This is a genomic window from Paraplanobispora siamensis, from assembly GCF_016863175.1.
Taxonomy (GTDB): domain Bacteria; phylum Actinomycetota; class Actinomycetes; order Streptosporangiales; family Streptosporangiaceae; genus Planobispora; species Planobispora siamensis.
In genome coordinates this window covers 118,327-141,466 of record NZ_BOOJ01000007.1, presented here as the reverse complement: position 1 = coordinate 141,466, position 23,140 = coordinate 118,327, and the positions used below count along the sequence as shown (strand labels likewise).

General features: G+C 73.8%; 22 protein-coding genes. 8 read left to right on the top strand and 14 right to left on the bottom strand.

The window, feature by feature from the left end; genetic code table 11:
* Positions 1-26 precede the first annotated feature (26 nt).
* Positions 27-674 (bottom strand): histidine kinase, encoded by a 648-nt coding sequence (locus Psi01_RS02900; RefSeq protein WP_204062338.1) that lies wholly within the window; start codon positions 672-674, stop codon positions 27-29.
* 130 nt (positions 675-804) lie between these two features.
* On the bottom strand, positions 805-1,755 hold the full coding sequence (locus Psi01_RS02895) for a GlxA family transcriptional regulator (RefSeq protein ID WP_204062337.1): 951 nt from the start codon (positions 1,753-1,755) through the stop codon (positions 805-807).
* A gap of 82 nt (positions 1,756-1,837) precedes the next feature.
* Here Psi01_RS02895 and Psi01_RS02890 point away from each other — a divergent pair, with 82 nt between their 5' ends.
* A complete protein-coding gene (locus Psi01_RS02890; protein WP_204062336.1) occupies positions 1,838-2,686 on the top strand; it encodes a glycoside hydrolase family protein in 849 nt (282 codons plus the stop codon).
* 17 nt (positions 2,687-2,703) lie between these two features.
* On the opposite strand, the gene Psi01_RS02885 is transcribed toward Psi01_RS02890, so the two are convergent.
* Entirely contained in the window at positions 2,704-3,915 is a 1,212-nt protein-coding gene (locus tag Psi01_RS02885; RefSeq protein ID WP_204062335.1) for a molybdopterin molybdotransferase MoeA, read from the bottom strand.
* A 77-nt stretch (positions 3,916-3,992) separates the two neighbouring features.
* On the opposite strand from Psi01_RS02885, the gene Psi01_RS02880 reads away from it, so the two are divergent.
* Entirely contained in the window at positions 3,993-4,520 is a 528-nt protein-coding gene (locus Psi01_RS02880; RefSeq protein ID WP_204062334.1) for a class I SAM-dependent methyltransferase, read from the top strand.
* A 15-nt stretch (positions 4,521-4,535) separates the two neighbouring features.
* Here Psi01_RS02880 and Psi01_RS02875 read toward each other — a convergent pair whose 3' ends face one another.
* The 6 genes from Psi01_RS02875 to Psi01_RS02850 all read right to left on the bottom strand — a co-directional run bounded on the left by Psi01_RS02875 (position 4,536) and on the right by Psi01_RS02850 (position 10,969).
* Entirely contained in the window at positions 4,536-5,339 is an 804-nt protein-coding gene (locus Psi01_RS02875) for an ABC transporter permease (RefSeq protein ID WP_204062333.1), read from the bottom strand.
* Positions 5,336-6,316, bottom strand: coding sequence for an ATP-binding cassette domain-containing protein (locus tag Psi01_RS02870; RefSeq protein WP_204062332.1), 981 nt, complete (start codon positions 6,314-6,316; stop codon positions 5,336-5,338). Before Psi01_RS02870 ends, Psi01_RS02875 begins: the two co-directional genes overlap by 4 nt.
* 89 nt (positions 6,317-6,405) lie before the next feature.
* Positions 6,406-6,954: an EXLDI protein gene (locus Psi01_RS02865; RefSeq protein WP_204062331.1), complete on the bottom strand. Its 549-nt coding sequence runs from the start codon at positions 6,952-6,954 to the stop codon at positions 6,406-6,408.
* Between the two features lie 109 nt (positions 6,955-7,063).
* Positions 7,064-9,229: an MMPL family transporter gene (locus tag Psi01_RS02860; RefSeq protein WP_204062330.1), complete on the bottom strand. Its 2,166-nt coding sequence runs from the start codon at positions 9,227-9,229 to the stop codon at positions 7,064-7,066.
* Between the two features lie 87 nt (positions 9,230-9,316).
* Positions 9,317-9,880 (bottom strand): TetR/AcrR family transcriptional regulator, encoded by a 564-nt coding sequence (locus tag Psi01_RS02855; RefSeq protein WP_204062329.1) that lies wholly within the window; start codon positions 9,878-9,880, stop codon positions 9,317-9,319.
* Between the two features lie 99 nt (positions 9,881-9,979).
* Entirely contained in the window at positions 9,980-10,969 is a 990-nt protein-coding gene (locus tag Psi01_RS02850; protein ID WP_204062328.1) for an NmrA family NAD(P)-binding protein, read from the bottom strand.
* Positions 10,970-11,026: 57 nt separating this feature from the next.
* On the opposite strand from Psi01_RS02850, the gene Psi01_RS02845 reads away from it, so the two are divergent.
* Complete coding sequence (locus tag Psi01_RS02845) at positions 11,027-11,383, top strand: winged helix-turn-helix transcriptional regulator (protein WP_204062327.1); 357 nt, start codon at positions 11,027-11,029, stop codon at positions 11,381-11,383.
* A 19-nt stretch (positions 11,384-11,402) separates the two neighbouring features.
* On the opposite strand, the gene Psi01_RS02840 is transcribed toward Psi01_RS02845, so the two are convergent.
* From Psi01_RS02840 to Psi01_RS02825, 4 genes are all read right to left on the bottom strand, one after another.
* A complete protein-coding gene (locus Psi01_RS02840) occupies positions 11,403-12,032 on the bottom strand; it encodes a methyltransferase family protein (protein WP_204062326.1) in 630 nt (209 codons plus the stop codon).
* A gap of 79 nt (positions 12,033-12,111) precedes the next feature.
* On the bottom strand, positions 12,112-12,645 hold the full coding sequence (locus tag Psi01_RS02835) for a sugar O-acetyltransferase (protein ID WP_204062346.1): 534 nt from the start codon (positions 12,643-12,645) through the stop codon (positions 12,112-12,114).
* Positions 12,646-12,808: 163 nt separating this feature from the next.
* Entirely contained in the window at positions 12,809-14,380 is a 1,572-nt protein-coding gene (locus tag Psi01_RS02830; protein WP_204062325.1) for a DUF1349 domain-containing protein, read from the bottom strand.
* The gene (locus Psi01_RS02825; RefSeq protein ID WP_204062324.1) at positions 14,377-15,345 is read right to left on the bottom strand and encodes an ABC transporter ATP-binding protein; all 969 of its coding nucleotides are present in this window, start codon (positions 15,343-15,345) and stop codon (positions 14,377-14,379) included. The genes Psi01_RS02830 and Psi01_RS02825 overlap by 4 nt, the downstream gene beginning before the upstream one ends.
* A gap of 136 nt (positions 15,346-15,481) precedes the next feature.
* On the opposite strand from Psi01_RS02825, the gene Psi01_RS02820 reads away from it, so the two are divergent.
* Both Psi01_RS02820 and Psi01_RS02815 read left to right on the top strand, forming a co-directional pair.
* Entirely contained in the window at positions 15,482-16,843 is a 1,362-nt protein-coding gene (locus Psi01_RS02820) for a sensor histidine kinase (protein ID WP_204062323.1), read from the top strand.
* 79 nt (positions 16,844-16,922) lie between these two features.
* Positions 16,923-17,663, top strand: coding sequence for a response regulator (locus Psi01_RS02815; protein WP_204062322.1), 741 nt, complete (start codon positions 16,923-16,925; stop codon positions 17,661-17,663).
* On the opposite strand, the gene Psi01_RS02810 is transcribed toward Psi01_RS02815, so the two are convergent.
* On the bottom strand, positions 17,657-17,908 hold the full coding sequence (locus tag Psi01_RS02810) for a hypothetical protein (RefSeq protein ID WP_204062321.1): 252 nt from the start codon (positions 17,906-17,908) through the stop codon (positions 17,657-17,659). The genes Psi01_RS02815 and Psi01_RS02810 overlap by 7 nt on opposite strands.
* Before the next feature lie 250 nt (positions 17,909-18,158).
* Here Psi01_RS02810 and Psi01_RS02805 point away from each other — a divergent pair, with 250 nt between their 5' ends.
* From Psi01_RS02805 to Psi01_RS02795, 3 genes are all read left to right on the top strand, one after another.
* Entirely contained in the window at positions 18,159-20,528 is a 2,370-nt protein-coding gene (locus Psi01_RS02805) for a putative bifunctional diguanylate cyclase/phosphodiesterase (protein WP_204062320.1), read from the top strand.
* Between the two features lie 205 nt (positions 20,529-20,733).
* Positions 20,734-21,036, top strand: a complete 303-nt coding sequence (locus Psi01_RS02800; protein ID WP_204062319.1) for a hypothetical protein — start codon at positions 20,734-20,736, stop codon at positions 21,034-21,036.
* Positions 21,037-21,078: 42 nt separating this feature from the next.
* Complete coding sequence (locus Psi01_RS02795) at positions 21,079-23,115, top strand: tetratricopeptide repeat protein (RefSeq protein WP_204062318.1); 2,037 nt, start codon at positions 21,079-21,081, stop codon at positions 23,113-23,115.
* Positions 23,116-23,140 lie beyond the last annotated feature (25 nt).

Below are 23,140 nucleotides of genomic sequence, written 5' to 3'. Positions count from 1 at the left end.
CCCGGCGATCCGCGTACGGCGACGCCTCACAGGCCCGCCCACGCGGTGGTGGCCAGCAGGGCCCGCAGCCGCGAGGCGCGGGTCCGGACCATCTCCAGCAGCCGTTCCCGCTCCGCGTCCGAGTCCGACGCGCCGATGTCGGAGAGGATCTCGCAGGCTGCGTAGATCACCGTGACGGCGTCGCGCAGCTGCAGGGAGACGGAGCGCCGCCGGTCCTCCTGCCGCTGCAGCCACCACTCGTCCAGGTCGCTCCAGAGCGGGTGCTCCTTGGACCCGGGATCGGCGGGAAGGTCCGCGAACGCCGGAGCCGCCGCGGCCGGACCGGCGACGGGAGGGGCGGGGGCCACCGGGTCGGCGGTGGCCAGTTCGGCGGCGGCCTGCCGGCACGGGGCGCACCGGCGCTGGATCAGCCCGCTGGCGGCGTCGACCTCGACGGTCTCGGCCCGCCGCAGGCAGCAGGTACGGTCGGCCAGGTTGACGGTCATGCAGGTGAAGTGATCGGCCAGTCCGAATTCGGCCATCGTCAGACCGTGATAGGCCGCGGCCGCGGGCAGAGCGTCCAGGCTGTGGTCGCCCAGCCACCTGTCATCGCGGCACAGCCGGTAGACCTCGCCGCGGTCGGGGTGCTGCCCCAGCCACATCACCCGCCCTCCATGGCGGTCGTGCAGTTCCATGCCGCATCCTTGCGAACTCGACGAAACGGCACCGTTGTGCCTTTGACGGTCTCATCGGCAGCCACACCGGCGAGTCGCTGATTTCCTGTTAAATCAGGACACACCGCTAAATCAGGACACCGCTCAGCGCTCAGTCGGCCCGGAAGGCGCGGCGGTGGTCGGTCGGCGTGATCCCGCGGCGGGCCGCGAAGTGATGCCGCAGCGTGTCCGGGCTGCCCAGGCCGGTGCGGGCGGCGACCGCGTCGACGGGCAGGTCGGTGGTCTCCAGCAGCTGCTCGGCCAGGCGCAGGCGCTGGTCCAGCAGCCAGCGGTGCGGCGTGGTGCCGGTGACGTCCTTGAACCGGCGGGCGAAGGTGCGCGGGGACATCAGCGCGCGGGCCGCCAGCGCCTCCACGGTCAGCGGCCGGTCCAGGTGGGCCTGCATCCAGTCGAGCAGTTCGGCCAGGCCGTAGCCCTCCCCGGCCGCGGGAACGGGCGCTTCCACGTACTGGGCCTGGTCCCCTGACCGGTGCGGCGGGACGACCATGCGCCGGGCCAGGGCGTTGGCCGTGGCCGCGCCGAACTCGCGCCGCACGACGTGCAGGCAGGCGTCGATCCCGGCGGAGGCGCCGGCGCTGGTGACGATCGGCCCGTCCTCGACGTACAGAGCGCCGGGGTCGACCCGCACGCGCGGATACCTCCGCGCCAGGCGGGGGGCGAACTGCCAGTGCGTCGCGGCCCGCCGGCCGTCCAGCAGGCCCGCCTCGGCCAGCGCGAACGCGCCCGTGCACACCGAGAGCAGCATGGCTCCCCGCGCGACCGCCGCCCGCAGCGCCTCGGCGACCCCCTCCGGCAGCGGCGGCTCGTCCCCCCAGGCCGGCACGATCACCAGGTCGGCGGTGCGCGTCCGGTCGAGGCCGTGCCGCACCTCGATCGCGAAGCCGGAGGTCGTGGGGACCATCCCGGGCCGCGGCGCGCAGACCGCGAAGTCGTAGGAGGGCAGCCCGTCCTCGGACCGGTCGAGCCCGAACACCTGGCAGACCAGCCCGAGCTCGAACACGGCCGCCTGCCGGCCGACCACCGCCACCACGTCACGGATCACGCCGCCAGTATGGCAGGAAATTCCGGATACCTGGCATTCCTGCCACTCCCGGTTCCCGCCCGAGCGGACGATCCTGGGGCGCATGACCTCCCACCTGCCCCTTCCCGGTTCCCGTCCGTCCACGGTCGTCGTCCCCGCCCCCGGTCCCGGCCCGCACCGATGGGCCGGCGCGCCCAGCGCGGCCCTCGACACCGACGGCTCGGTCGTCCTCGCCTACCGTGTGCGCGGCGACGGCGACCACAACGTCATCGCCCGCTCCGCGGACGGCGAGCGCTTCACCACGGTCGCCGTCCTCACCCGGGAGCGGTTCGGCGCCTCCATGGTCGAACGCCCCGCCCTGGTCCGCACGGAGACCGGCGCCTGGCGGCTGTACGTCTGCTGCGCCACCCCCGGCACGCACCACTGGTGGATCGGCGCCGTCGAGGCCCCCACGCCGGAGGACCTGCCCGACGCCCCGGTCGTCCGGGTCTTCGAGGGCGACGGGAAGACCGCCGTGAAGGACCCCGTCATCCACCGCGACGGCGACCGCTGGCAGGCCTGGATCTGCTGCCACCACCTGGAGGTCCCCGGCGAGGAGGACCGCATGAGCACCGCGTACGCCACCAGCTCCGACGGGCTCGACTGGACCTGGCACGGCACCGTCCTGTCCGGCCGCCCCGGCGCCTGGGACGCCCGCGGCGCCCGGCTGACCGCCGTCCTGCCCGACGGTCACGCCTTCTACGACGGCCGCGCCACCCCCGAGGAGAACTGGTTCGAGCGCACCGGCGTGGCCGCTCCCGCCGGCGACGTCCTCGCCGCCGTCCCGGACTCCCCCGTCGTCGACGTCCGCTACGTCGAGGTCCTCCCCCTGCCCGGCGGCGCCCACCGGCTCTACTACGAGGCCCGCCTGCCCGACGAGAGCCACGAGCTGCGCACCGAGCTGCACCCCTGACAGACAGGGCCGGGGCGTCAGAAGGGCCGGGCCAGCAGGACGAGCGGGACGGCGTCGCCCGGCGTCCAGTCCGGCGGCACGGCGGCCAGCGCGTCCCCCGAGGCCGCCCCGTTGAGGAACGCGGAGCCGCGCTCGGCCAGCACGCGGGCCACGGCGCCGTCCCAGGTGGCCGGGAGCACCCGGGTGCGCCCCACGGCCACCCGGACGTCACCGGCCAGCGGCACCCGCGGCAGGACCGGCAGGCCCCGCCCGGACAGCCCCGCCAGCAGCGGGCCGAGCAGCGTGTGGGCGGCGACCAGTGCGGCGTACGGGTTGCCGGGCAGGCCCACCACCCACGGCCCGCCGTCGAGCCCGGCCAGCAGCTGCGGATGGCCGGGACGGCACGCCACGGTGTCGACGACCCACCGGGCCGCGCGGTCGTCGAGCAGCGAGCGCAGCTGGTCGGTGACGCCGACCGACGTGGAACCGGTCACCACGATGACCTCCGCCTCGCCCGCGGCCTCGACGGCGGCCGCCAGCGAGCCCTCGGGCCGGTCGGGCACGTGGCGGACCTCCTCCGCCCGCCCGCCCATGCTCTCCACCAGCGACGGCAGCATCGGGCCCAGCGCGTCGCGCACCTGGCCGGGGCCGGGCAGCCCGTGGCGGACGAGCTCGTCACCGGTGACCAGGATCCGCACCCGGGGCCGCGGCCGGACCCGCAGCGTGTCATAGCCGCAGGATGCGGCCAGGCCGAGCAGCGCGGGGCCGACCCAGCCGCCGGCCGCGGCCAGCAGGGCCCCGGCCGGCGCGTCCTCACCGGCCAGCCGGATGTGCCGGCCCTTCGCGGGCTGCGGACCGCTCACCAGGTCGGCATGCCGTACGGCCAGCTCCACCGGGAGCACGGCGTCGGCCCCGGGCGGCACCGGGGCTCCCGTGGAGATCTCCACCGCCTGCCCCGCCTCCAGCGCGCCGCGGGTCCAGACCGTCCCGGCCCGCACCGCGCCGCACACCTGCCAGGACCCGGGTCCGGCCACGGCGAAGCCGTCCATCGCCGAGGTGTCGAAGGCCGGGGCCGGCGTCCGGGCGGTGATCTCCTCGGCGAGGGTCAGCCCGGCCGCCCGGTCCAGCTCGGCCACGATCGGCGGCACCGGCCGGGCCGCGGCGTGCGCGCGTTCGCGTGCCCGCTGCCACGGCAGGTCGTGGAAGTCCTCGTCCGGTCCGGAATCGCCCACGGCGGTGTCGGAGATCATGCCGACACCGTGCCACCCGTCACCGGGTTTCGTCCACGAGCCGCCGGTCCCCGCGCGCCGCCTGATATTTTCCGATCATGACGGCTGGACCGATACCCGAGCGCCTGCTCTGGGCCGTGGAGACACTGGACGTGCGTCCCGCCGACCGGGTGCTGGAGATCGGGTGCGGTCGCGGCGTCGCGGCCGAGCTGGTCTGCGAGCGGCTGGCCGAGGGCACGATCACCGCCGTCGATCGCTCGGACAAGGCGATCGAGGCCGCGGAGCGGCGCAACGCGGCGCACGTCGCCTCGGGCAGGGCGGTGTTCCGCGTCGCGGCCCTGGAGAGCAGCGCCTTCGAGGACGACTCCTTCGACAAGATCTTCGCCGTCAACGTCAACCTCTTCTGGACGCGCTCTCCGGCGGCGGAGGTCGGGCTCCTGCGGCGCTGGCTGGCGCCGGGAGGCGGCCTGTACCTGTTCTACGAGCCGCCCGGCGCCGGGCGGGCCGAGGAGATCGCGGCCAAGGTCGGCTCCGCGGTCGCCGCGCACGGTCTGGTCACCACCGTGCTGACCGGTCGCACCTCGGCGTCGGCGCCTCTGGTGTGCGTCACGGCCTCCCTGCGCTGAGGGGGCCTGGCCGGGTCACCGGCTGACCGCCCTGCCGTACAGCCGGGTGGCCAGGGGCGCGAAGACGACCAGCAGCAGGAGCGACCAGAGCACCGCCGCCGGGACCGCGTGCCGCAGCGGCCAGGCCTCGGGGGCGGGCATGGCCGCCGAGGTGTTGCCGAAGAGCTCGCGGACGGCCTGGATGACCACGGAGACCGGGTTCCACTCGGCGACGGCCTGCAACGGCCCCGGCAGGCGGGTGGTGTCGACGTAGGCGTTGGACAGGAAGACCAGCGGCATCGTCACGGTGGTGACGATGTTGTTGAAGACCTCGGGCTTGCGCAGGGCCAGCGCGACCGTCGCGGTCACCCACGAGAACGCGTAGGCGAACAACAGCAGCAACAGGAAGCCCAGCGCGGCCTCGTGCGGCGCCGTGTGGACGCGCCAGCCGACGACCAGTCCCATCAGGGCCATGGTGGCGATGCTGGTCACGTTCATGACGATGTCGCCGACGGTCTGGCCGACCAGCACCGCCGACGGGGCCATGGGCAGCGTGCGGAACCGGTCGAAGACGCCCTTCTGCAGGTCCTGGGTGAGGGTGTAGCCGGTGATCTGCCCGCTCATCACGATCGACTGGACGAAGATCCCCGGGATCAGGTACTCCGCGTACGACATGCCCGGCAGCTCGATCATGCTGCCGAAGACGTAGGCGAACAGCAGCACGATCACGATCGGCAGCGTGATCACGCCGCCCAGCAGGTCCGGCGCCCGCCTGATCTTGAGCACGTTGCGCCTGGTGATCGTCACGCCGTCGGCGACGGCCGTCCGCAGGGCGTTCATCGGCTGTACTCCTCGATCTCGGCCGGTTCGGCGGGCTCTGCGGCCCGGTTCCCGGTGAGGCTCAGGAACACCTCGTCCAGCGTCGGCCGGCGCAGCCCCGCGTCGCGTACGGTCACGCCCTCGGCGGCCAGGCGGCCCAGGGCCGCGGTGAGCGAGGCCGCGCCGTCGGCGACCGGGACCGTCAGCCGGAGCGCGGCGGCGTCGACCCGCATCTCCCCCGCGGCCAGGGGCGCCAGTGCGCGCCGTACGGCCTCCAGGTCGGCGGCGCCGGTCACGGCCACCTCGACGCGGTCGCCGCCCAGGTCGTCCTTGAGCTCGTCGGCGGTGCCGAGCGCGATCACGCGGCCGTGGTCGACGACCGCGATCGTGTCGGCGAGGCGGTCGGCCTCCTCCAGATACTGCGTGGTGAGCAGGACCGTGGTGCCGCCGGCGACGAGCTCGGAGATGACGTCCCACAGGCCCGCGCGGGCCCGGGGGTCGAGGCCGGTGGTCGGCTCGTCGAGGAAGAGCACCGGCGGGTCGGCGACCAGCGCTCCGGCCAGGTCGAGGCGGCGCCGCATGCCGCCGGAGTAGCCCTGCACCGGGCGGTCGGCGGCCCCGGTCAGGTCGAAGCGCTCCAGCAGCTCGCGGGCGCGCTGCCTGCTGCGCCGGGTGCCGAGGTGATAGAGGCGGCCCACCATCTCCAGGTTCTCGGCGCCGGTGAGGTGGTCGTCGACGGCGGCGTACTGGCCGGAGGCGCCGATGCGGGCGCGGAGCCGGGGGGCGTCGGTGACGACGTCGAACCCGGCGACCGTGGCCCGGCCGGCGTCCGGTTTCAGCAGGGTGGTCAGGATCCGCGCGGTCGTGGTCTTGCCTGCTCCGTTGGGGCCGAGCAGTCCGAACACGGTGCCCTCGGGGACGGACAGGTCCATCCCGTCGAGGGCGACCACGTCGCCGTACTTCTTGACCAGCCCTTCGGCTGTGATGGCAGGGGGCATGCGAACCTCTTCCCGGTCCGTTCGCGGGCATGGCGGGATGGCGGGCGGTCGGCTGCCGACCGTCCGGCGGTGTCTCCGAGCGGATGGAGTCAGATGTCGAGGTCCTCGACGACGGGACGCGCGGCGAGATCGGCGACCAGGTCGTAGAGCTCGTCCGGGATCCTGCCGCGCAGCTCCTCGAAGGTCTCGACGACCTCCAGCGTGGCCTCACCCTGGACGAAGCCCCAGGTGGAGTCGGCCAGGCCGAGATAGGTCCGCAGCGCCTCGCGGGAGAAGAGGTTCTCCAGCCAGTTGCCGGGCCCCGAGCTGACGCTGTCCGGCCAGTCGGGCGAGCGGTCCACGTGCAGGACGTACCTGCCCTTGCGGGAGCGGTACACCCGGAACATCTCCACCCGGCTGCCCACCGTGCGTCCCCACTCGCCGAGCAGCACCCCGGAGAAGCGCTGCTTGCGGACCGCGCTGCCCTGGCCGACCTTCACGACGATCTCGTCGTACCCCTCCTGACGGCCTTCCTCCATCTCGACGTAGCGCCGCAGCGCGATGCTGATCGCCGCCGACAACTTGCCCCCGGCCAGATCCTGGGCCCGCTGGAACAGCGGCAGGTCCTCATCGGAGACGTAGATCGTTTTGTTGGGCATCCTTCACTCTCATCCTCGTATACGTATAAGGGTACGTATACGAGAGCAGATACGGCAATCCCCGCCCGATCCGAGGTGGACCGGGCGGCCGCCGTGCCGTACGGGCGCGCTATGCCAGGGAGTACTCCTCCTCCTTGACGGTCGCGTCGTACCCGGCCAGGCTCTCGCCCTCGATGTCGAGGTTGGGCAGGGCCCGGTCCAGAGGACGGGGCAGCCACCAGGCGGCGCGGCCGAGCAGGGACATGACCGCGGGCACCAGGGTCATGCGGACGATGAAGGCGTCGACGAACACGCCGACCGCCAGGGCGAACCCGATGGACTTGATGATGGGGTCGTCCATGAGCACGAACCCGCCGAAGACCGCGATCATGATCAGGGCGGCGGCCGTGACGACGCGGGCGTTGTGGCCCAGGCCGTTGACGGTGGCCTGCTGGGCGGTGTCGCCGTGGATGTAGTCCTCGCGCATGCGCGAGACCAGGAACACCTGGTAGTCCATGGCCAGGCCGAACAGGATGCCGATGAGCAGGATCGGCAGGAAGCTGATCAGCGGGCCGGGGGTGTCGACGCCGAACAGGTCGGCCAGGTGGCCCTGCTGGAAGACCGCGACGGTGATGCCGAAGGTGGCGCCGACGGTGAGCAGGAACCCGGCCGCGGCCTTGATCGGCACCAGGACGGAGCGGAAGACCAGCATGAGCAGCAGGACCGACAGGCCGACCACGAGCAGCAGATAGACCGGCAGCGCGTCGGCGAGCTTCTCGGAGATGTCGATGCCCATCGCGGTGACGCCGGTGAGGGCGACGTCGGCGCCCTCGATGGCGGCCACCTTGCCGCGGATGGCGTGGACGGCCTCCTCGGTGGCGGCGTCGCTGGGCCCGGCGGTGGGGATGATCGGCAGCAGCGCCGCGGTGCCGTCCGCGTTCGGCTGCGGCGGGGCGACGGCGAGCACTCCCTCGGTGCCGGTGATCAGCTTGACGGCCTCGGCGGCCGCGGCGGTGGCGGCCTCCTTGGTGTCGGCGGTGACGACGGCGATCAGGCGGCCGTTGAAGCCGGGGCCGAAGCCCTCGCTGATCAGGTCGTAGGCCCGGCGGGCCGGGGAGCCCTCGGCGGCGGTGCCGGCGTCGGGCAGGGCCAGGCGCATGTCCTGCGTGGGCAGCGTGAGCGCCCCCAGGCCCAGGATGCCGACCAGCAGGATCGGCAGGCGCAGGCGGGTGACCATGCGGCCCCACCGGAACCCGAAGGCCTCCCGCGGCGCGCGGCGCGACGGCGCGGCCTGCGCGGAGCGGTGCTTGCGGGGCAGGATGCGCTCTCCGGCGAAGCCGAGGACGGCCGGCAGCAGGGTCAGCGCGACGGCCACGGCGACGGTGACGGTGGCCGCGGCGGCCAGGCCCATGGCGGTCAGGAACGGGATGCCCACCACCGACAGGCCGGCCAGGGCGATGACCACGGTGACACCGGCGAACACCACGGCCGAACCGGCGGTGCCGGTCGCGCGGCCGGCCGCCTCGCGGGCGTCCATGCCCTCGGCCAGGAACTGGCGGTAGCGGGAGGTGATGAACAGCGAGTAGTCGATGCCGACGGCCAGGCCGAGCATCAGGGCCAGGGTCGGGGCGGCGCTGTTGAGCTCCACCACGCCGGTCAGGGCGAACAGCCCGGCCATGCCCGCGCCCACGCCGACCAGCGCGTTCACCAGCGTCATGCCGGCGGCGACCAGGGAGCCGAAGGTGACGACCAGCACCACCGCGGCCACCAGCACGCCCAGCGCCTCGGACGAGCCGACCTCCGGCGCGCCGCCGTCGACCGGGTCGCCTCCCTGCTCGACGCGCAGGCCCGCCAGACCGTCGCCGACCTTCTCGTACGCCTCACGCTGGGCGTCGGTCAGGTCCGTCACCTCGGCGGAGAACTGCACCTGCACCAGGGCGTAGCGGCCGTCGGGAGAGACCGACCGGGTGGCGAAGGGGTCGGTGGCGGCCAGCACGCCGGGTACGGCGCCCGCCTGCTCCACCACGGGCTCGACCTGGTCGGGGGTCAGCTTCTCCCCGGTGGCCGAGGCGATCACAATGGTGCCGGTCGCACCGCCCGCCTGCGGGAACTGCTCCTGCAGGACGGTCATCGCCCGCTGGGACTCGGTCCCCGGCATCCTGAACTCGCTGCTGGTGGAGCCGCTGAACATCGCGGCGGCACCGCCGAGCAGGGCCAGGAGCAGCAGCCAGACGGCCACCACCCGGCCGCGCCGGTGGAAGGAGAACCGGCCGAGCCGGTAGAGCAAAGTCGCCACTTGATACACCTTCAGGAGAAACGGCAGTAGGTCATGCGTGCCCGGGGCGGGAATGACGGCGGCGTGCCGTACGACTCCGTGCCCGGGTCAGGAAACCGAAGGCGAATGGCCTAAGGCGTCGTAGCCGACGTCGATGAGGTGACCGGCCGCGTCGGCGGGCAGGTGCTCGCCCAGCGCGGTGCGGGCCACCGCCAGCGCGCCGATCGCCCCGGCGACCCGCACCAGCCGGCTCAGGTCCGTGTCGGGATCGAGCCCGAACGTCTCGATGATCACCTCGGCCACCGGCTGGAGCGGGACGCTCTCGCCGCCCACCGGGTCGCGCAGCAGCGTCGACAGCAGCAGCGCGATGAAGCCCGGCCGGCGCAGCGCCAGGTGCGCCAGCCCGGTCAGCGCGGCGCGGTCGCGCCCCGGCCCGGGAGCCCGGCCGGCCGCCTCGCCGAGGGCGTCCCGCAACTCGGCCAGGCACCGGGCCACGACCTCGTCCTGCAGCGCCTCCTTGGACGGGAAGTGCCGCAGCAGACCGCTCTTGGAGTAGCCCACCGCGTCGGCGACCCGCTGGATCGAGGTCTCAGCGAAGCCGTGACGGGCGAACAACATGGCGGCGCAGTCGATGATCTCCTCATCGATCTGCTGTCGGGTCTGACGAGGCATAAGACGAGAATAGGCGCTATGCGACCAATTCGGTCGCAATGCGACCGTGATGGTTCCCACACCGCGAAATCCTCAGGTCAGCCGTTTCAGGGGGATCGGTCAGGCGCCGGCCGTCCAGTCCTGGCGGGCCGCCCACTCGCGCAGGGAGGTGGCGCCGACGGTGACGACCGACGGATCGGGCGCCGGGGGCGGGGGCGTCCCGGGAGGCGGCGGCGTGTAGGCCCCGGCGATCCCCCCGGCGGCCTTCTCCCCCAGGTGCGGGGCCAGCATCTCCCGGTAGGCGCCGGGGTCCACGGTGGTCCAGCGCACCGGGTGCCCCAGCGCGGCGGCGAGCTCGGCGGCGACCTGGTCTCCGGTCAGCGCCTGAGGGCCGGCCACGATCCGCAGCGCGGGAGGCGCCGGCGAGGCGATCGCGGCGGCGACGGCGGTCCCGAGGTCGTCCAGCGCCACCCACGGCACCGGCAGGTCGCGCGGGAGCGGGTAGGCGACCTGCCCGGCGCGCACCATCGGGGCGGACCAGGGGGCGGTGAGGTTCTCCATGTACGTGCGCGCGGGCGCGACCACCGTGGCGGCCCCGACGCTGCCGGGCAGCCCGGCCGCCACCTGCACGCGGGCGTCGACGAACGGCACCCCGACGGGCGCCGGGGGCAGCCCGCTGCCGGGGTTGAACACCGCCCGCCCCACCCTCGCCTTCCGGAGCCCGGCCAGCACCGCCTCGGCCTGCCGCAGGGCCGGGTCCGCGGCGAAGACGAGCGGAAGCTGGACGACCACGGCGTCGGCGCCGGCGTAGGCGGCGGCCAGCGAGCCGGGGTCGAGCAGGTCGGCCGGTACCGGCTCGGCGTCCGGATGCAGCCGGGAGCCGGAGTCGGAGGTGGAGGGGGGCCGGACACCCGAGGAGGGCCGGACACCCGAAGAGGGCCGGACACCCGAGGAGGGACGGACGCCGGAGGGACGGACGCCGGAGGGACGGACGCCGGAGGGACGGACGATGCCCCGCACGCGGTGTCCCGCGGCGAGCAGGGCGCGGACGATGGCGACACCCTGGGTGCCGGTCGCACCGTGGACGACCACAGTCGATGATCTGTTCATGGCGGCCACGTTAGTTTCCAGAATGAAGCAGTACCTAGGACGTAATATTGTTTCATTATGGAAACCAATGGCAGTGAGCAGCTCGAACGCCTGAACTCGGCGGTGCCCCGCGGGTGCGGCGTGGAGCGCACGCTGAAGGTCCTCGACGGGAAGTGGACGACGTTGATCGTCCGGGAGCTGCTGTCCGGCCCCAAGCGCTTCGGCGACCTGCGCGCCGCCATGGGCTCCCCCAGCGCCAAGACCCTCACCGACCGCCTGCGGGCCCTGGAGCACCAGCGGATCCTCACCCGCACCGTCTACGCCGAGGTGCCGCCCCGCGTCGTCTATCAGCTCACCGAGGAGGGCGAGAGCCTCAGCGACGTCCTGGACGCCATGCTCCGCTGGGGCGAGGCGCACCCCCTCACTGAAGACTGATCACCGGGGACTGATCACCTCAGCCGCCGGACGGGCTCACCGGCCGGTACGGCAGCCGCCCCAGACCGGGCACGAACCGGCCGACGCGGGCGGCGTACTCCCCGTAGGCGGCGCCGTGCACGATCCGCAGATAGGGCTCCTCCACCGCGCGCACCTGCATCTGGATGGAGACCACCAGGACGGCCAGACCGGCGAGGGCGACCGGGTTGGGCACCATCAGCGTCAGCCCGAGGCTCGTAGTGATCATCGCGGTGAAGATCGGGTTGCGGGCCACGGCGAACGGGCCGCCGGTGACCAGGTCGGTGCGCTCGCCGGCGTCCACGCCGATCCGCCAGGAGGTGCCCATGGCCAGCTGCGCGACCAGGGTGGCCGCAGTGCCGAGGACGGCGATCAGCAGCCCGGCGCCCCGGACGAGCGGATGATCGAGCGCGGCCAGGGGCGCCAGGCCGGCCAGGCCGGCGATCGGCCCGGCCAGCCCGAGGACGAGGGCGGCGACGAAGGCGAGCTTGGCCCACCAGGCCAGGGAGCCGGCCGGACCGGCGTCCAGGCGCAGGCCGCTGTCACCGGTCCGGCGCCACTGGACGAGGGTGCGCCAGCCGAAGGCCAGCATCAGGGCGGTCAGGTACATCACGAGAGCAGCGACGGTCATACGCCCATAAAGTACAGAAAACCTTGAATTCAGGCAATCATGAACTCGATGCTCCCCGCGACGGCGGCCGGTGACGCCGTCACAGGTGGCGGACCACCTTGGCCGGGGTGCCCATGGCGACGACGTTCTCGGGGATGTCCTTGGTGACGACGGAGCCGGCGCCGATGACGCTGTCGGCGCCGACGGTGACCCCGGCGAGCACGATGGCGCCGCCGCCGAGCCAGACGTTGTCCCCGATCACGATCGGCGCGGCGGCCTCCAGCTTGGCGCGCCGCCGCTCGGGATCGAGCGGGTGGGTGGGGGTGAGCAACTGCACGTGCGGGCCGATCTGCACGTCGGCGCCGATGGTGATGGGGGCCACGTCCAGGGCGGTCAGCCCGTAGTTGGCGAACGTGCCCGGACCGACGGTGATGTGGGAGCCGTAGTCGACGTACAGCGGGGGCCGGATGTGGGCGTCGGGGGCGACCGAGCCCAGCAGGTCCTGCAGGACGAGCCGGGCGGCCTCGTAGTCGGTGGGATACAGCTCGCCGTACCGGTGGGACAGGAGGGCGGCGCGTTCCAGGGCGGCCGCCAGTTCGGGATCGTCGGCGATGTACAGATCGCCTGCCAGCATGCGTTCACGGTTGGTACGGGGATCCCCGGCGAAGAAGTCGGTCACGGGGACGAGCCTAGGCACGGGGCGGGCCGCCGCCGGGAAGGCCAGGCCGTACCCCGGCCGGCGCCCGCCCGCCCCCGCCCGTCCTCTCACGCGTCCCTGCGGTGCGGCGCCGGGCCGGTCACGCGTCTCTCCGGCGCAGCGCCAGAACGGCCAGGCCGAGAGCGAGCGCGGCGTATCCGCAGAGCACGGCCAGGCCCGCCCACGGCGCCAGCGGGTAGTACCCGGCCACCGGCGTGTAGTCGCCGATCACCTGCGGATACCGCGGGATGCTCTGCAGCGCCGAGAAGGCCGCGGCCGGGGTGAGCCGCAGCAGCCACTGCCCCGCGCCCGGAGGCAGGACGGCGGTGGCCGCGAGGACGTAGGGGACGACGATCATCACGATGGCCGCGGTCACGGCCGCGAGGCCACGCCGGAACAGCACGCCCAGGGCCAGGGCGAGGACGGCGGTGGCGGCGAGCAGCGCCGCGCAGCCGGCGATGACGCGCAGTTCGGTGAGCGTGCTCACCGGCAGGACGGGCGTGCCGCCCCCGCGCAGGATCCGCGCGCCCAGCGGAACCAGGATCCCGGCGGCGGCGAGCCCGGCGGCGAAGGCGACCGCGCCGATCACGACGGCCTTGGCCGCCGCCACCCGGCCGCGCCGCGGACCGGCCAGCAGGGTGGTGCGGATCATCCCGCGCCGGTACTCGGCGGTGGCGAACGTCGCCGCCACGACGATCACGATGATCAGCCCGATCACCACGCCGGTGAGGGGGGTCTCGATCCTGGCGCCCTCCATACTCGGCGCGATGTCACCCACCCCGGTCACGGTGAACGTGCCGCCGGACTCGACGAGCCCGCCCGGGTGGTGAGGGGAGCCGTCGGGCCCGAGGGTGACCCCGACGTCGTGACGGTCCCAGCCGCCGCCGGTCACCGCACCCTCCAGGGCGACCCGGTCGAAGACGGCGGTGACCTCGGCGAAGCGCATCGCCGAAGGGCCGCCGAACCCGCCCGTCGCCGTCAGGTGACCCGGGGAGGCGGCGAACATCCCGATCCGCACCGTGTCCGGCAGCCCGGCCGGGCGGGCCGTGCCGACCGCGGTCCACCTCACGCCGTCGGCGGACTCGTAGCCGGTCAGGGTGTCACCGGTGCGGGTCAGCCGCAGCCAGCGGGGAGACTCCCGGGACACCTTGCCCGGCAGGCCGGCCGTGTCGTGGGTGAAGTCGTGCTGCATCCGCACCCCGTGCTCACCGGTGACCATCACCGCCGCGTACGGCGACACCTGCTCGCCGCTCGCCTTGACGATGACCCCGGCCTTGGCCCACGGCACGACGCCGGGGGCGACGTTCCGCACCCCCGGGGTCTCGTCGGGCAGACGGATCTGCCCGGTCATGGAGGTCACCCGGACGGTGATGGAGCCGTCGCCGGTCAGCTGCCGGTACACGAGGTAGAAGTCGTCCTCCACCGCCTCGCCGCCCGGACCCGTCGGAGGGACGGGACAGGGGATCTCGACGGGGCCGTTGCTGCAGACGCTGCGGTCGCCCGCCGCCAGCAGCAGGCCGAGCAGTACGGTGACCAGCGCCGCGGCCCCCGTGGCGAGCACCCAGCCGCGGACGGTGCGGAACTTGGTCCACTCCGCGCGCAGCTGCTGCGTGAAGCCGCCGCGGCCGGTGCGCAGGGGTGAACGGTACGGCGTGGCGGTACCGGTGCTCATCGCGCCGCCTCCCGCCCCGCCGCGGCTCCCCCGGCCGCTTCCGGTGAGACCGCCGGACCGGCCCCCGATCCCGCGGCGTCCCTCGTGAGATCCATGTAGGCCTCCTCGAGGGTCGCCCGGTGGGCCGTCACCTCGGAGAACGGCACCGCCTCCGCGGTGAGGAGCGCCATGACGCGCTCGGCCGCCATTCCGGACACGACGAGCATGTCGCGGCCGGTGACGGCCACGGAGGCCCCGGCGTCCGCCAGCGCCGTCATCGCCTCCGGGCGCGCCGTGGTGCGCACCGCGACCCGGCCGCCGGAAGCGGCCGCGATCAGCTCGGCCACACCGGTGTCGGCGACGACCCTGCCGTGACCGGCCACCACGAGATGGCCGGCGGTGTCCTGCAGCTCGCCCATCAGGCGGCCGGAGACCAGGACGGCGCGGCCCTCGGCGGCCAGCGACCGCAGCAGGCCGCGCAGCCACCCGGCGTCCTCGGGACCGAGGCCGTCGAACGGCTCGTCGAACATGAGCACCGGCGGATCGCCGAGCAGCGCCGCGGCGACCCCGAGCCGCTGCCGTACGCCGAGGGAGTAGCCGCCCGCCCTGTGCCGGGCCGCCTGTCCCAGTCCGGTCAGCTCCACGACCTCGTCGACCCGCCCGGCGGTCAGGCCCTGGGACCGGGCCAGCCACAGCAGGTGGTCGCGGCCGGTGCGGCCCGGCTGCAGCGCGCCGGTCTCCAGCGACGCCCCGACGTGCCCGAGGGGGTTGCGCAGGCTCCGGTACGGCCGGCCGCCCACCAGAGCGCTTCCCCCGTCGGCCGCGACCAGGCCGAGGATCACCCTCATCGTGGTGGACTTGCCCGCGCCGCCGGGGCCGACGAGGCCGGTGACCCGCCCCGGCGTCACGGTGAACGACATCCCGTCCAGGGCCACGACCCGGCCGAACCGCTTGCGCAGCCCGGCGACTTCGATGGTTGCTTCCATGCCACGGCACCCTAGGCAGCCGCGGGGGCCGCGGTCGTCACGGAACGGAGCGGTCTTCGCCGTCGCTGGCGTGAGGGACGGCCCGTCCCTCACATGAGGGATGCCGGAATCCTCCGCCGCGGGAACAATGATCCCCGTGGAGCGAGCACACGACCGCCGGGGCAGGTGGGCGACCTGGGCCGACCGGGGCCGGCGGATCGCCGCGACCCCGCACGCTCCCGCCGTGGCCGCCGCCCTGCTGGCGTCGCTGGCGGTGGCCGAGTCGATCGCACACCTCACGGGCGCTCTCCCGGCCTATCCCCTGATCGGGGAGACGGTGAGCGTGCCTGCGGGCGAAGCAATCACTCACCCCGGCGGCGTACCGGCGGATGGGACGATCGCCCGCCCCGGTGGTCCGCCACCCGATCCGAACCCCGGCGCCCCGTCCCTTCTGGTGGCGTCCGGTCTGCTCGGCCTGGCCACCACGCTGCCCGTCGCGATCGTGCGGGCGCGGCCGGCCGTGGCCGCCGTCGCCGTCTCCGCGGCGGGACTGCTGTCCCTGGCGGCCTTCCACACGCTGACCGCGGCGGGCGTGACCGCGCAGCTGATCTGCTGTTACCGGCTCGGCCGTACCGGTTCGCAGCCGCTGGCCGTCCTCCTGACGGTGCCGTTCGTCCTGGTGGCCGTGGCCGGTACGGCCCTCGGCGGGACAGGCGTCCTCACCCTGCTGGCGGCCTGTCTGGCCCCGGCGGCGGCCCTGGCCGGGATCGCGCGGCGGGCGCAGACCCGGGCGGCGGACGACGACGCCGCCCGCCGGGCCATCGCCGACACCCTCCTGGAGCACACCGCGCGCGGCGAACGCGCGCGCATCGCCCGGGAGCTGCACGACGTCGTCGCCCACCACATCTCCATGGTCGCCGTGCAGGCGGAGACGGCCCGGCTGACCACCCCGGGGATGCCGGCCACCGGGGCGGAGCGGCTGTCGGCCATCGGCGACACCGCCCGGGCGGCGCTGACCGAGATGCGGCGCCTGCTCGGCGTGCTGCGCGAGGACACCGGAGCGGAGACCGCGGACCGGCGGCCCCAGCCGGGCCTGGGCCTGGGCGAGCTCAACGAGCTGATCGACGAATCACGTGACGCCTCCGGGACGAGCGTCCGCCTCATCCTGACCGGCCCGCCGGTCCCGCTCGGCCCCGGCGTCGAACTCGCGGCCTACCGCATCGTCCAGGAGGCCCTCACCAACGCCCGGCGGCACGCGCCGGGCGCCGCCGTCGATGTGGAGCTGCACTACACCGGCGACGGCCTGCACCTGACCATCCGCGACAACGGCCCCGGCCCGGCCACGGCGGCGCCGTACGAAGAGCGCGGGCTGCCCGCGGCGCCGTACGGCGGGCACGGGCTGTCCGGCATGCGCGAGCGCGCCGCGGCCGTCGGCGGCGAGCTGCACGCCGGCCCGGCCACCGGCGGCGGCTTCCTCGTCGAGGCCCGCCTGCCGGCCCGGGACGGAGAGCTCGGATGAGGCGTCCCGACCTCACCGGCCAGGAGCGGAACACCCGGATGAGGGCCCTGTACCCGCCGGCCCGGGACGGGGTGCCCGGATGAGTTCGCCTTCTCCGAGTTCGCCTTCTCCGCGTTCACCGTCTCCGGCGGTCCGGATCGTCGTCGCCGACGACCACCTGGTGGTCCGCACCGGATTCGCCGCGCTGCTCGACACCCAGCCGGACTTCACCGTCGTGGGCACTGCCCGCGACGGGACCGAGGCGGTGCGGGTGTGCCGCGAGCTGTCCCCCGACGTCGTCCTGATGGACGTGCGCATGCCGGGGATGGACGGCATCGAGGCCACCAGGCGGCTGACCGGCTCGGCGGACGCGGGGCCGCGCGTGCTCATCCTGACGACCTTCGACCTGGACGAGTACGTCTACGACGCGCTCCGCGCCGGGGCCAGCGGGTTCCTGCTCAAGGACGTCACCGCCGAGCGGCTCTTCGACGCGGTGCGCGTCATCGCCGCCGGTGAGGCCCTGCTGGCCCCGGCGGTCACCCGCCGCCTCATCGGCGAGTTCACCCGTCTGCACGCCCAGCCCGCCGCCTCGGCCGCGACCGCGCTCGCCGCTCTCACACCTCGCGAGACGCAGGTCCTGCGGCTGGTCGCCGAGGGCCTGTCCAACCCGGAGATCGCGCGACGGCTGACGGTCACCGAGGAGACGGTGAAGACCCACGTGAGCCGCGTCCTGAACAAGCTCGGCCTGCGCGACCGGACCCAGGCGGTCATCGCCGCCTACGAGACCGGCCTGGTCGTCCCCCGCTCCCGCGGCGGGGATCCGCGGGACGCCCCTCAATGACAGATGACGTACACCGCGGCTTCGAGCAGTTCCGTGACCTCGCCGGCGTCGATCTGCGCGTGCTCGTCGGAGAACAGCCGCATCGTGTACTCCCGGAGCGTGTGGGGCGAGTCCCCCACCCCATTGATGATCTTGTCGCAGACCATGCGGCCACGCCGGATCGCCAGCTCCTCATCGGCCACCAGGCCCGGGTCGAGGAGCCGCCGCAGCGGGTTCTCGGGTGGCCTCCGGGAGGACGGGCGCATACCCGGTGATCTTACGCAGGTGATCCCGGACGCCGGAGAGGGCCCGTCGTCCGGGATCCGGACTTTCGCTGGATTGCCTCATCCGCCCACCTCGCCGGCCGATGAAAAAAGCACCCGAAGGTCGTGGAAGAAACGGATCGTCCCATGCACACCCGCTCTCATCTGCTCGCGGCACAGGCCGCCACCGCCCGGCGGGCGGCCGGCGGCCGGAGTTGACCGACCGCCGGAACAGATGACGAGGAGAACCCCGATGAGCCCCTCAGAACTCAAGACCGCAGTCCGCCAGGCCGTCGGCTCCCGCGCCTGGCTGGTCTTCCTGTTGCTGGGGAGCGCGCTGACGGTGATCGCCACGTTCCTCACCAACCGGTGGCTGGGCGCGGAGGTGCTGTGCTGGGTCTTGGGACAGGGCGCCTCCGCGCTGGCCGTCTTCGTCGGCACCCGCCGCCACGGCCTGGCCCGCTCACGCCCGTGGCGGCTGATGCGCGCCGCCGTCGTGGTGGCCTGGGTGGCCACCACGCTGGGCTGGGGCATCGGCGGGGTGTGGCTGGGTCATGCCGAACTGCTGGAGCTGTACCGGATCGGCACCCTGGCCGCCTACGTCCTGTCCCTGGCCGCGTTGATCCTGCTGAGCGTGCAGACCGACGGCTCGCGCTGGGCGGGCCTGCTGGACGGCGGCATCCTCAGCGTCGGGGCCGCCATGCCGCTGTGGACCTTCCTGATCGCCCCGGCCATCGCCGTCAGCGGCCACCTGAGCATCGGACTGGTCCTCGCGCTGGTGCCGCCGGTCATCGACCTGTTCGCCTACGGGGTCGTCACCCGCCTGGCCCTCGACAGCCGCCATGCCCCGTGGCTGTACATGCTGAGCGCCTCCTATCTGGCGTTGTTCGTCGCCGACAGCGCCTACCTGCTCGACCAGGTCGCCGGCCGGCCCGCCGATCCGCTGACCACCGCCGGCTGGCTGGGCTGGTTCGTGCTGCTCGGGACCGCGGTGCTGCACCCCAGCCTGGCCGGGGCCGGCTCCCTGCGGCCCGCGGCCGCCCCCGGCCGCAGGCGCATCCGGGCGTTCCTGGCGGTGGCGCTGCTCAGCCCGGCCGCCTCCATCGTGGGCGGATGGCGGTCCGGTGCCGGCTCCGCCTCCGCCGACCCGGCGGTCACGGCCGTCTTCACGCCCGCCGACCTGGTGGTCACGGTGCTGACCCTGGTGCTGGCGGTCCTGCTGGTCCTGCGCCTGAGCGCGGTGGCCGGCATCGCCGAGACCCAGGCCGTCGACCTGCGCGAGTCCCTGCGCCGGCAGGAGATCCTGCAGCGCAGCCTGACCCACCGCGCCAGCCACGACCCGCTGACCGGGCTGGGCAACCGCGCCCTGCTCATCCAGGCCCTGCAGGCCACCCCCACCGCCCCCGCCGCATCCGCATCCGCCCTGCTGCTGCTGGATCTGGACGGCTTCAAAGACGTCAACGACACCTACGGCCACCCCGTCGGCGACGAGCTGCTCACCATCGTCTCCCGCCGCCTGCGCGCCCTGGTCCACCGCGGTCAGACGCTGGCCCGCCTGGGCGGCGACGAGTTCGCCCTGCTGCTGCCCGGCACCGACCGGCAGCAGGCGCTGGCCGTCGCCGAGCGGATCCTGGCCGCCGTACGCGAGCCGTACCGCATCGACGGCCGCGAGCTGTACGTGACCACCAGCATCGGCGTGCTGGCCGAGGCCGCCACCACCGCCACCGACGCGCTGCGCGATGCCGACCTGGCCCTGTACGCGGCCAAGGCCGCGGGCAAGAACCAGATCGCGGTCTTCGACTACACCCTGCGCGCCGAGCGGCTGCACCACGCCGAGCTCGCCGCCGGTCTGCGCAAGGCCCTGGCCGCCGATGAGTTCACCCTGGCCTACCAGCCCGTCGTCAACCTGACCACGGGCGCCGTCTACGCCGTCGAGGCGCTGTTGCGCTGGACCCCGTCCGGCGGCCGGCGCGTCCCGCCGGACGTGTTCGTCCCCGTCGCCGAGGACACCGGCCTGATCGTCGAGATCGGCCGATGGGCGCTGGAGCAGGCCTGCGCCCAGGCCAAGCAGTGGCACCGGCGCTACGGCATCGCCGTGACCGTCAACGTCTCCGGCCGCCAGCTGCGCGAGCGCAGCTTCAGGGACACGGTCCTGGAGATCCTGACCCGGCACGCGCTGCCGCGCAACGCGCTGACCCTGGAGGTGACCGAGAGCATGCTGCTGGCCACCAGCCCGGCCGAGACCCAGCGCATCGTGGCCGTCCTGGCCGACCTGCGCGCCCACGGGGTGCGCATCGCCCTGGACGACTTCGGCACCGGGTACTCCTCGCTGGCCTATCTGCGCACCCTGCCGGTCGACATCCTCAAGATCGACCGCTCCTTCACGACCCCGCTCACCGGCGCCGACCACCGCCAGGCGCGGGCGTTCACCAAGGCGATCGTGGAGCTGGCGGCCGGGCTGGACCTGTCCACCGTGGTGGAGGGCGTCGAGTCCCGCGAGCAGGCCGAGATCCTGCAGCAGATGGGCTGCCCGCTGGCCCAGGGGTATCTTTTCTCCCCGCCCATCTCCCCGGCGGAGGTGGACGACCTGCTCCAGATCAGCCCGTGGCAGCACGTCGCCTGACCGGCCGCGTCACCTGACGCGGCCCCGGGCCTTCGTTTTCCGGATGACGGCGAACGCGCGATCTTCGTCGTGACAGCTGATCGGAGCGCCGGCCCGGGGTGATGCTGGACAACCGGGGCAGAGCCCGAGACCCGGTGCGCTCCGACGGCGGCCCGGTCCTCTGCCGGACCGCATCGCCCCGGTCGTCCTGCCGAAGGGGGCCGTGATGGGAGCCGACGACCGCAACGAACGAGCACCGGCCCCCGGCTCCGGCCTCTCGGATGCCAGGATCGCCGAGTACTCGGTGAGACTCGCGCAGATGCGCGACACCGCGGAGGACCTGGTCCGCCAGGCGGCCGCCATCAGGGCCGACGGCCGGCGCAACGCCGCGATCGCCCAGGAGGTCTGCCGGAGCCTGGCCGAGCAGCGCGAGCGGCTGAGGGCCGTCTTCGCGACGGTCCACGAGCAACGCCGGGCCCGCCTGCCACGGCCCTATGCTCCTTTCCCCATTCAAGGAGATAAGCGGTAACAGACGGATATACCGGTCTTTTCGGGCGAGATGCTGAGAGACGTGCCGCCTCTCCCCGATCCGCAGCCGCTTCCCGCCGATCCCTCACCGGGTTCCCTGCGCACGCGTCGCACCGTGGCCGCCACCGCCGCGCTCGTCTCGATCCTGCCGGCCGGCGCCGGACTGGCCGGACTCGTCGCCGACCTGTCGGCGGTCGCGCCCGAGGCGTTGAACCTCCCGGACAAGAGCGTCAGCGCGATCGGCATGAGCGTCAGCGCGATCGGCATGGTGATCGGCCTGATCGGCCTGGCGATCAGCTCCACGGCCCTGCTCCGGATACGCACGCAGGCACGGAGATCCGAGCAGGCCAGCACGTTGATCGCCCGAGCCGAACGCGCGTCCTCGACGGGCCAGGCCGGGGACGCGGCAGCCGCCCGCGACGAGTTCGCGGCTCTTGCACCACTCGCCGAGCAGATCATGGGCCCCGAGCATCCGAACACGCTGGCCATCCGGCACGATCTCGCCCGCTGGACGGAGGCGGCCGGTGACCCGGTCGCCGCCCGTGCCCAAGTGGGCGCCCTCGTCCGGGTGATGAGACGGGTTGTGGGCGCCGAACACCCCGAGACACTGACCGTCCGCCACTATCTCGCCTCCTTGACCGAGACGCTGGGGAAGGTCGTCGCCGCCCGTCACCAGTACGCCGCCCTGCTGCCGACGTTCGAGCGGGTCCTGGGACCCGAACACCCGGACACGCTGGCCCTGCGTGACAGCCTCGCCCGTACGACCGGGAGGAGCCGGGACGCGGCCGGGGCACGCGACCGGTACGCCGCCCTGCTGCCGGTGGCCGAGCGGGCGTTCGGTGCCGAGCACCCCGATGCGCTGACCGTCCGGTTCTCCCTCGCCTACTGGACCCGGCAGGCCGGAGACACGACCGCGGCACGCGACCAGTACACCGTTCTGCTGTCGATGTCCGAGCGGATCTTCGGTCCCGGGGATCCAGGCACACTGCTCGTCCGAGCCGAACTCGCGTACTTGACGGAACAGGTCGGGGACGCGGCCGCCGCCCGTGACCAGTTGGCCGCCGCTCTCCCGGCGCACGAGCGGGCGCTGGGCGCCGGGCACCCCGACACGCTGGCTCTGCATGACAGCCTCGCGCGCATGACGGGGAAGGCCGGGGACGCGGCCGGGGCACGCGACCGGTACGCCGCTCTGCTGCCGACGTTCGAGCGGGCGCTGGGCGCCGAGCACCCCGACACGCTGGCCGTCCGCGGCTACCTCGCCTACTGGACACGGGAGGCCGGGGACGCGGCCGCCGCGTGCGAGCAGTACTCCGCTCTCCTGCCGGTACGCGAACGAGTCCTGGGCTCCGAACACCCGGACACACTGATCAACCGAGCCGAGCTCGCCTACTCGACGGGCCAGGCCGGAGACGCGGCCGCCGCCCGTGACCAGTTGACCGCCCTGCTGCCGATACGCGAGCGGGTCATCGGCCCGGAGCATCCGTACACCTTGGCCACTCGGGGCAACCTCGCCCACTGGACAGCAGAGGCCGGGGACCCGGCCGCCGCCCTCGACCAGCTGACCGTCCTACTGCCCGTGCAAGAGCGGGCGCAGGGCAGCGAGCACCCGAACACCCTCGCCCTCCGGCACAACCTCGCCTACTGGACGGGGAAGGCGGGAAACGCGACCGCCGCCCTCGACCAACTGACCGCGCTGCTGCCGGTGTACGAGCGGACCCTGGGAACCGACCATCCCGACGCGCTGTCCCTGGATGAGAGCATCGCCCAGATGACGGGGAGGGCGGGAAACGCGACCGGGGCCCGTGACCGGCTGACCGCCCTGCTGCCGACGTTCGAGCGGATGCATGGAAGCGAGCATCCGGACACCCTGGCCGTCCGGCACAACCTCGCCCACTGGACAGCAGAGGCCGGGGACCCGGCCGCCGCCCTCGATCAGTACACCGCCCTGCTGCCGATACGCGAACGGGTCCTGGGCCCCGAACACCCGGACACGCTGGAAACCCGTACCGAACTCATCCGGTGGTCGGAGACGGTCCGGCAGGATTCCGGAGCCCGGCGAGATTCCCTAGACAGCGAATGACGGGGAACCGGACCCCTGTGCGGGG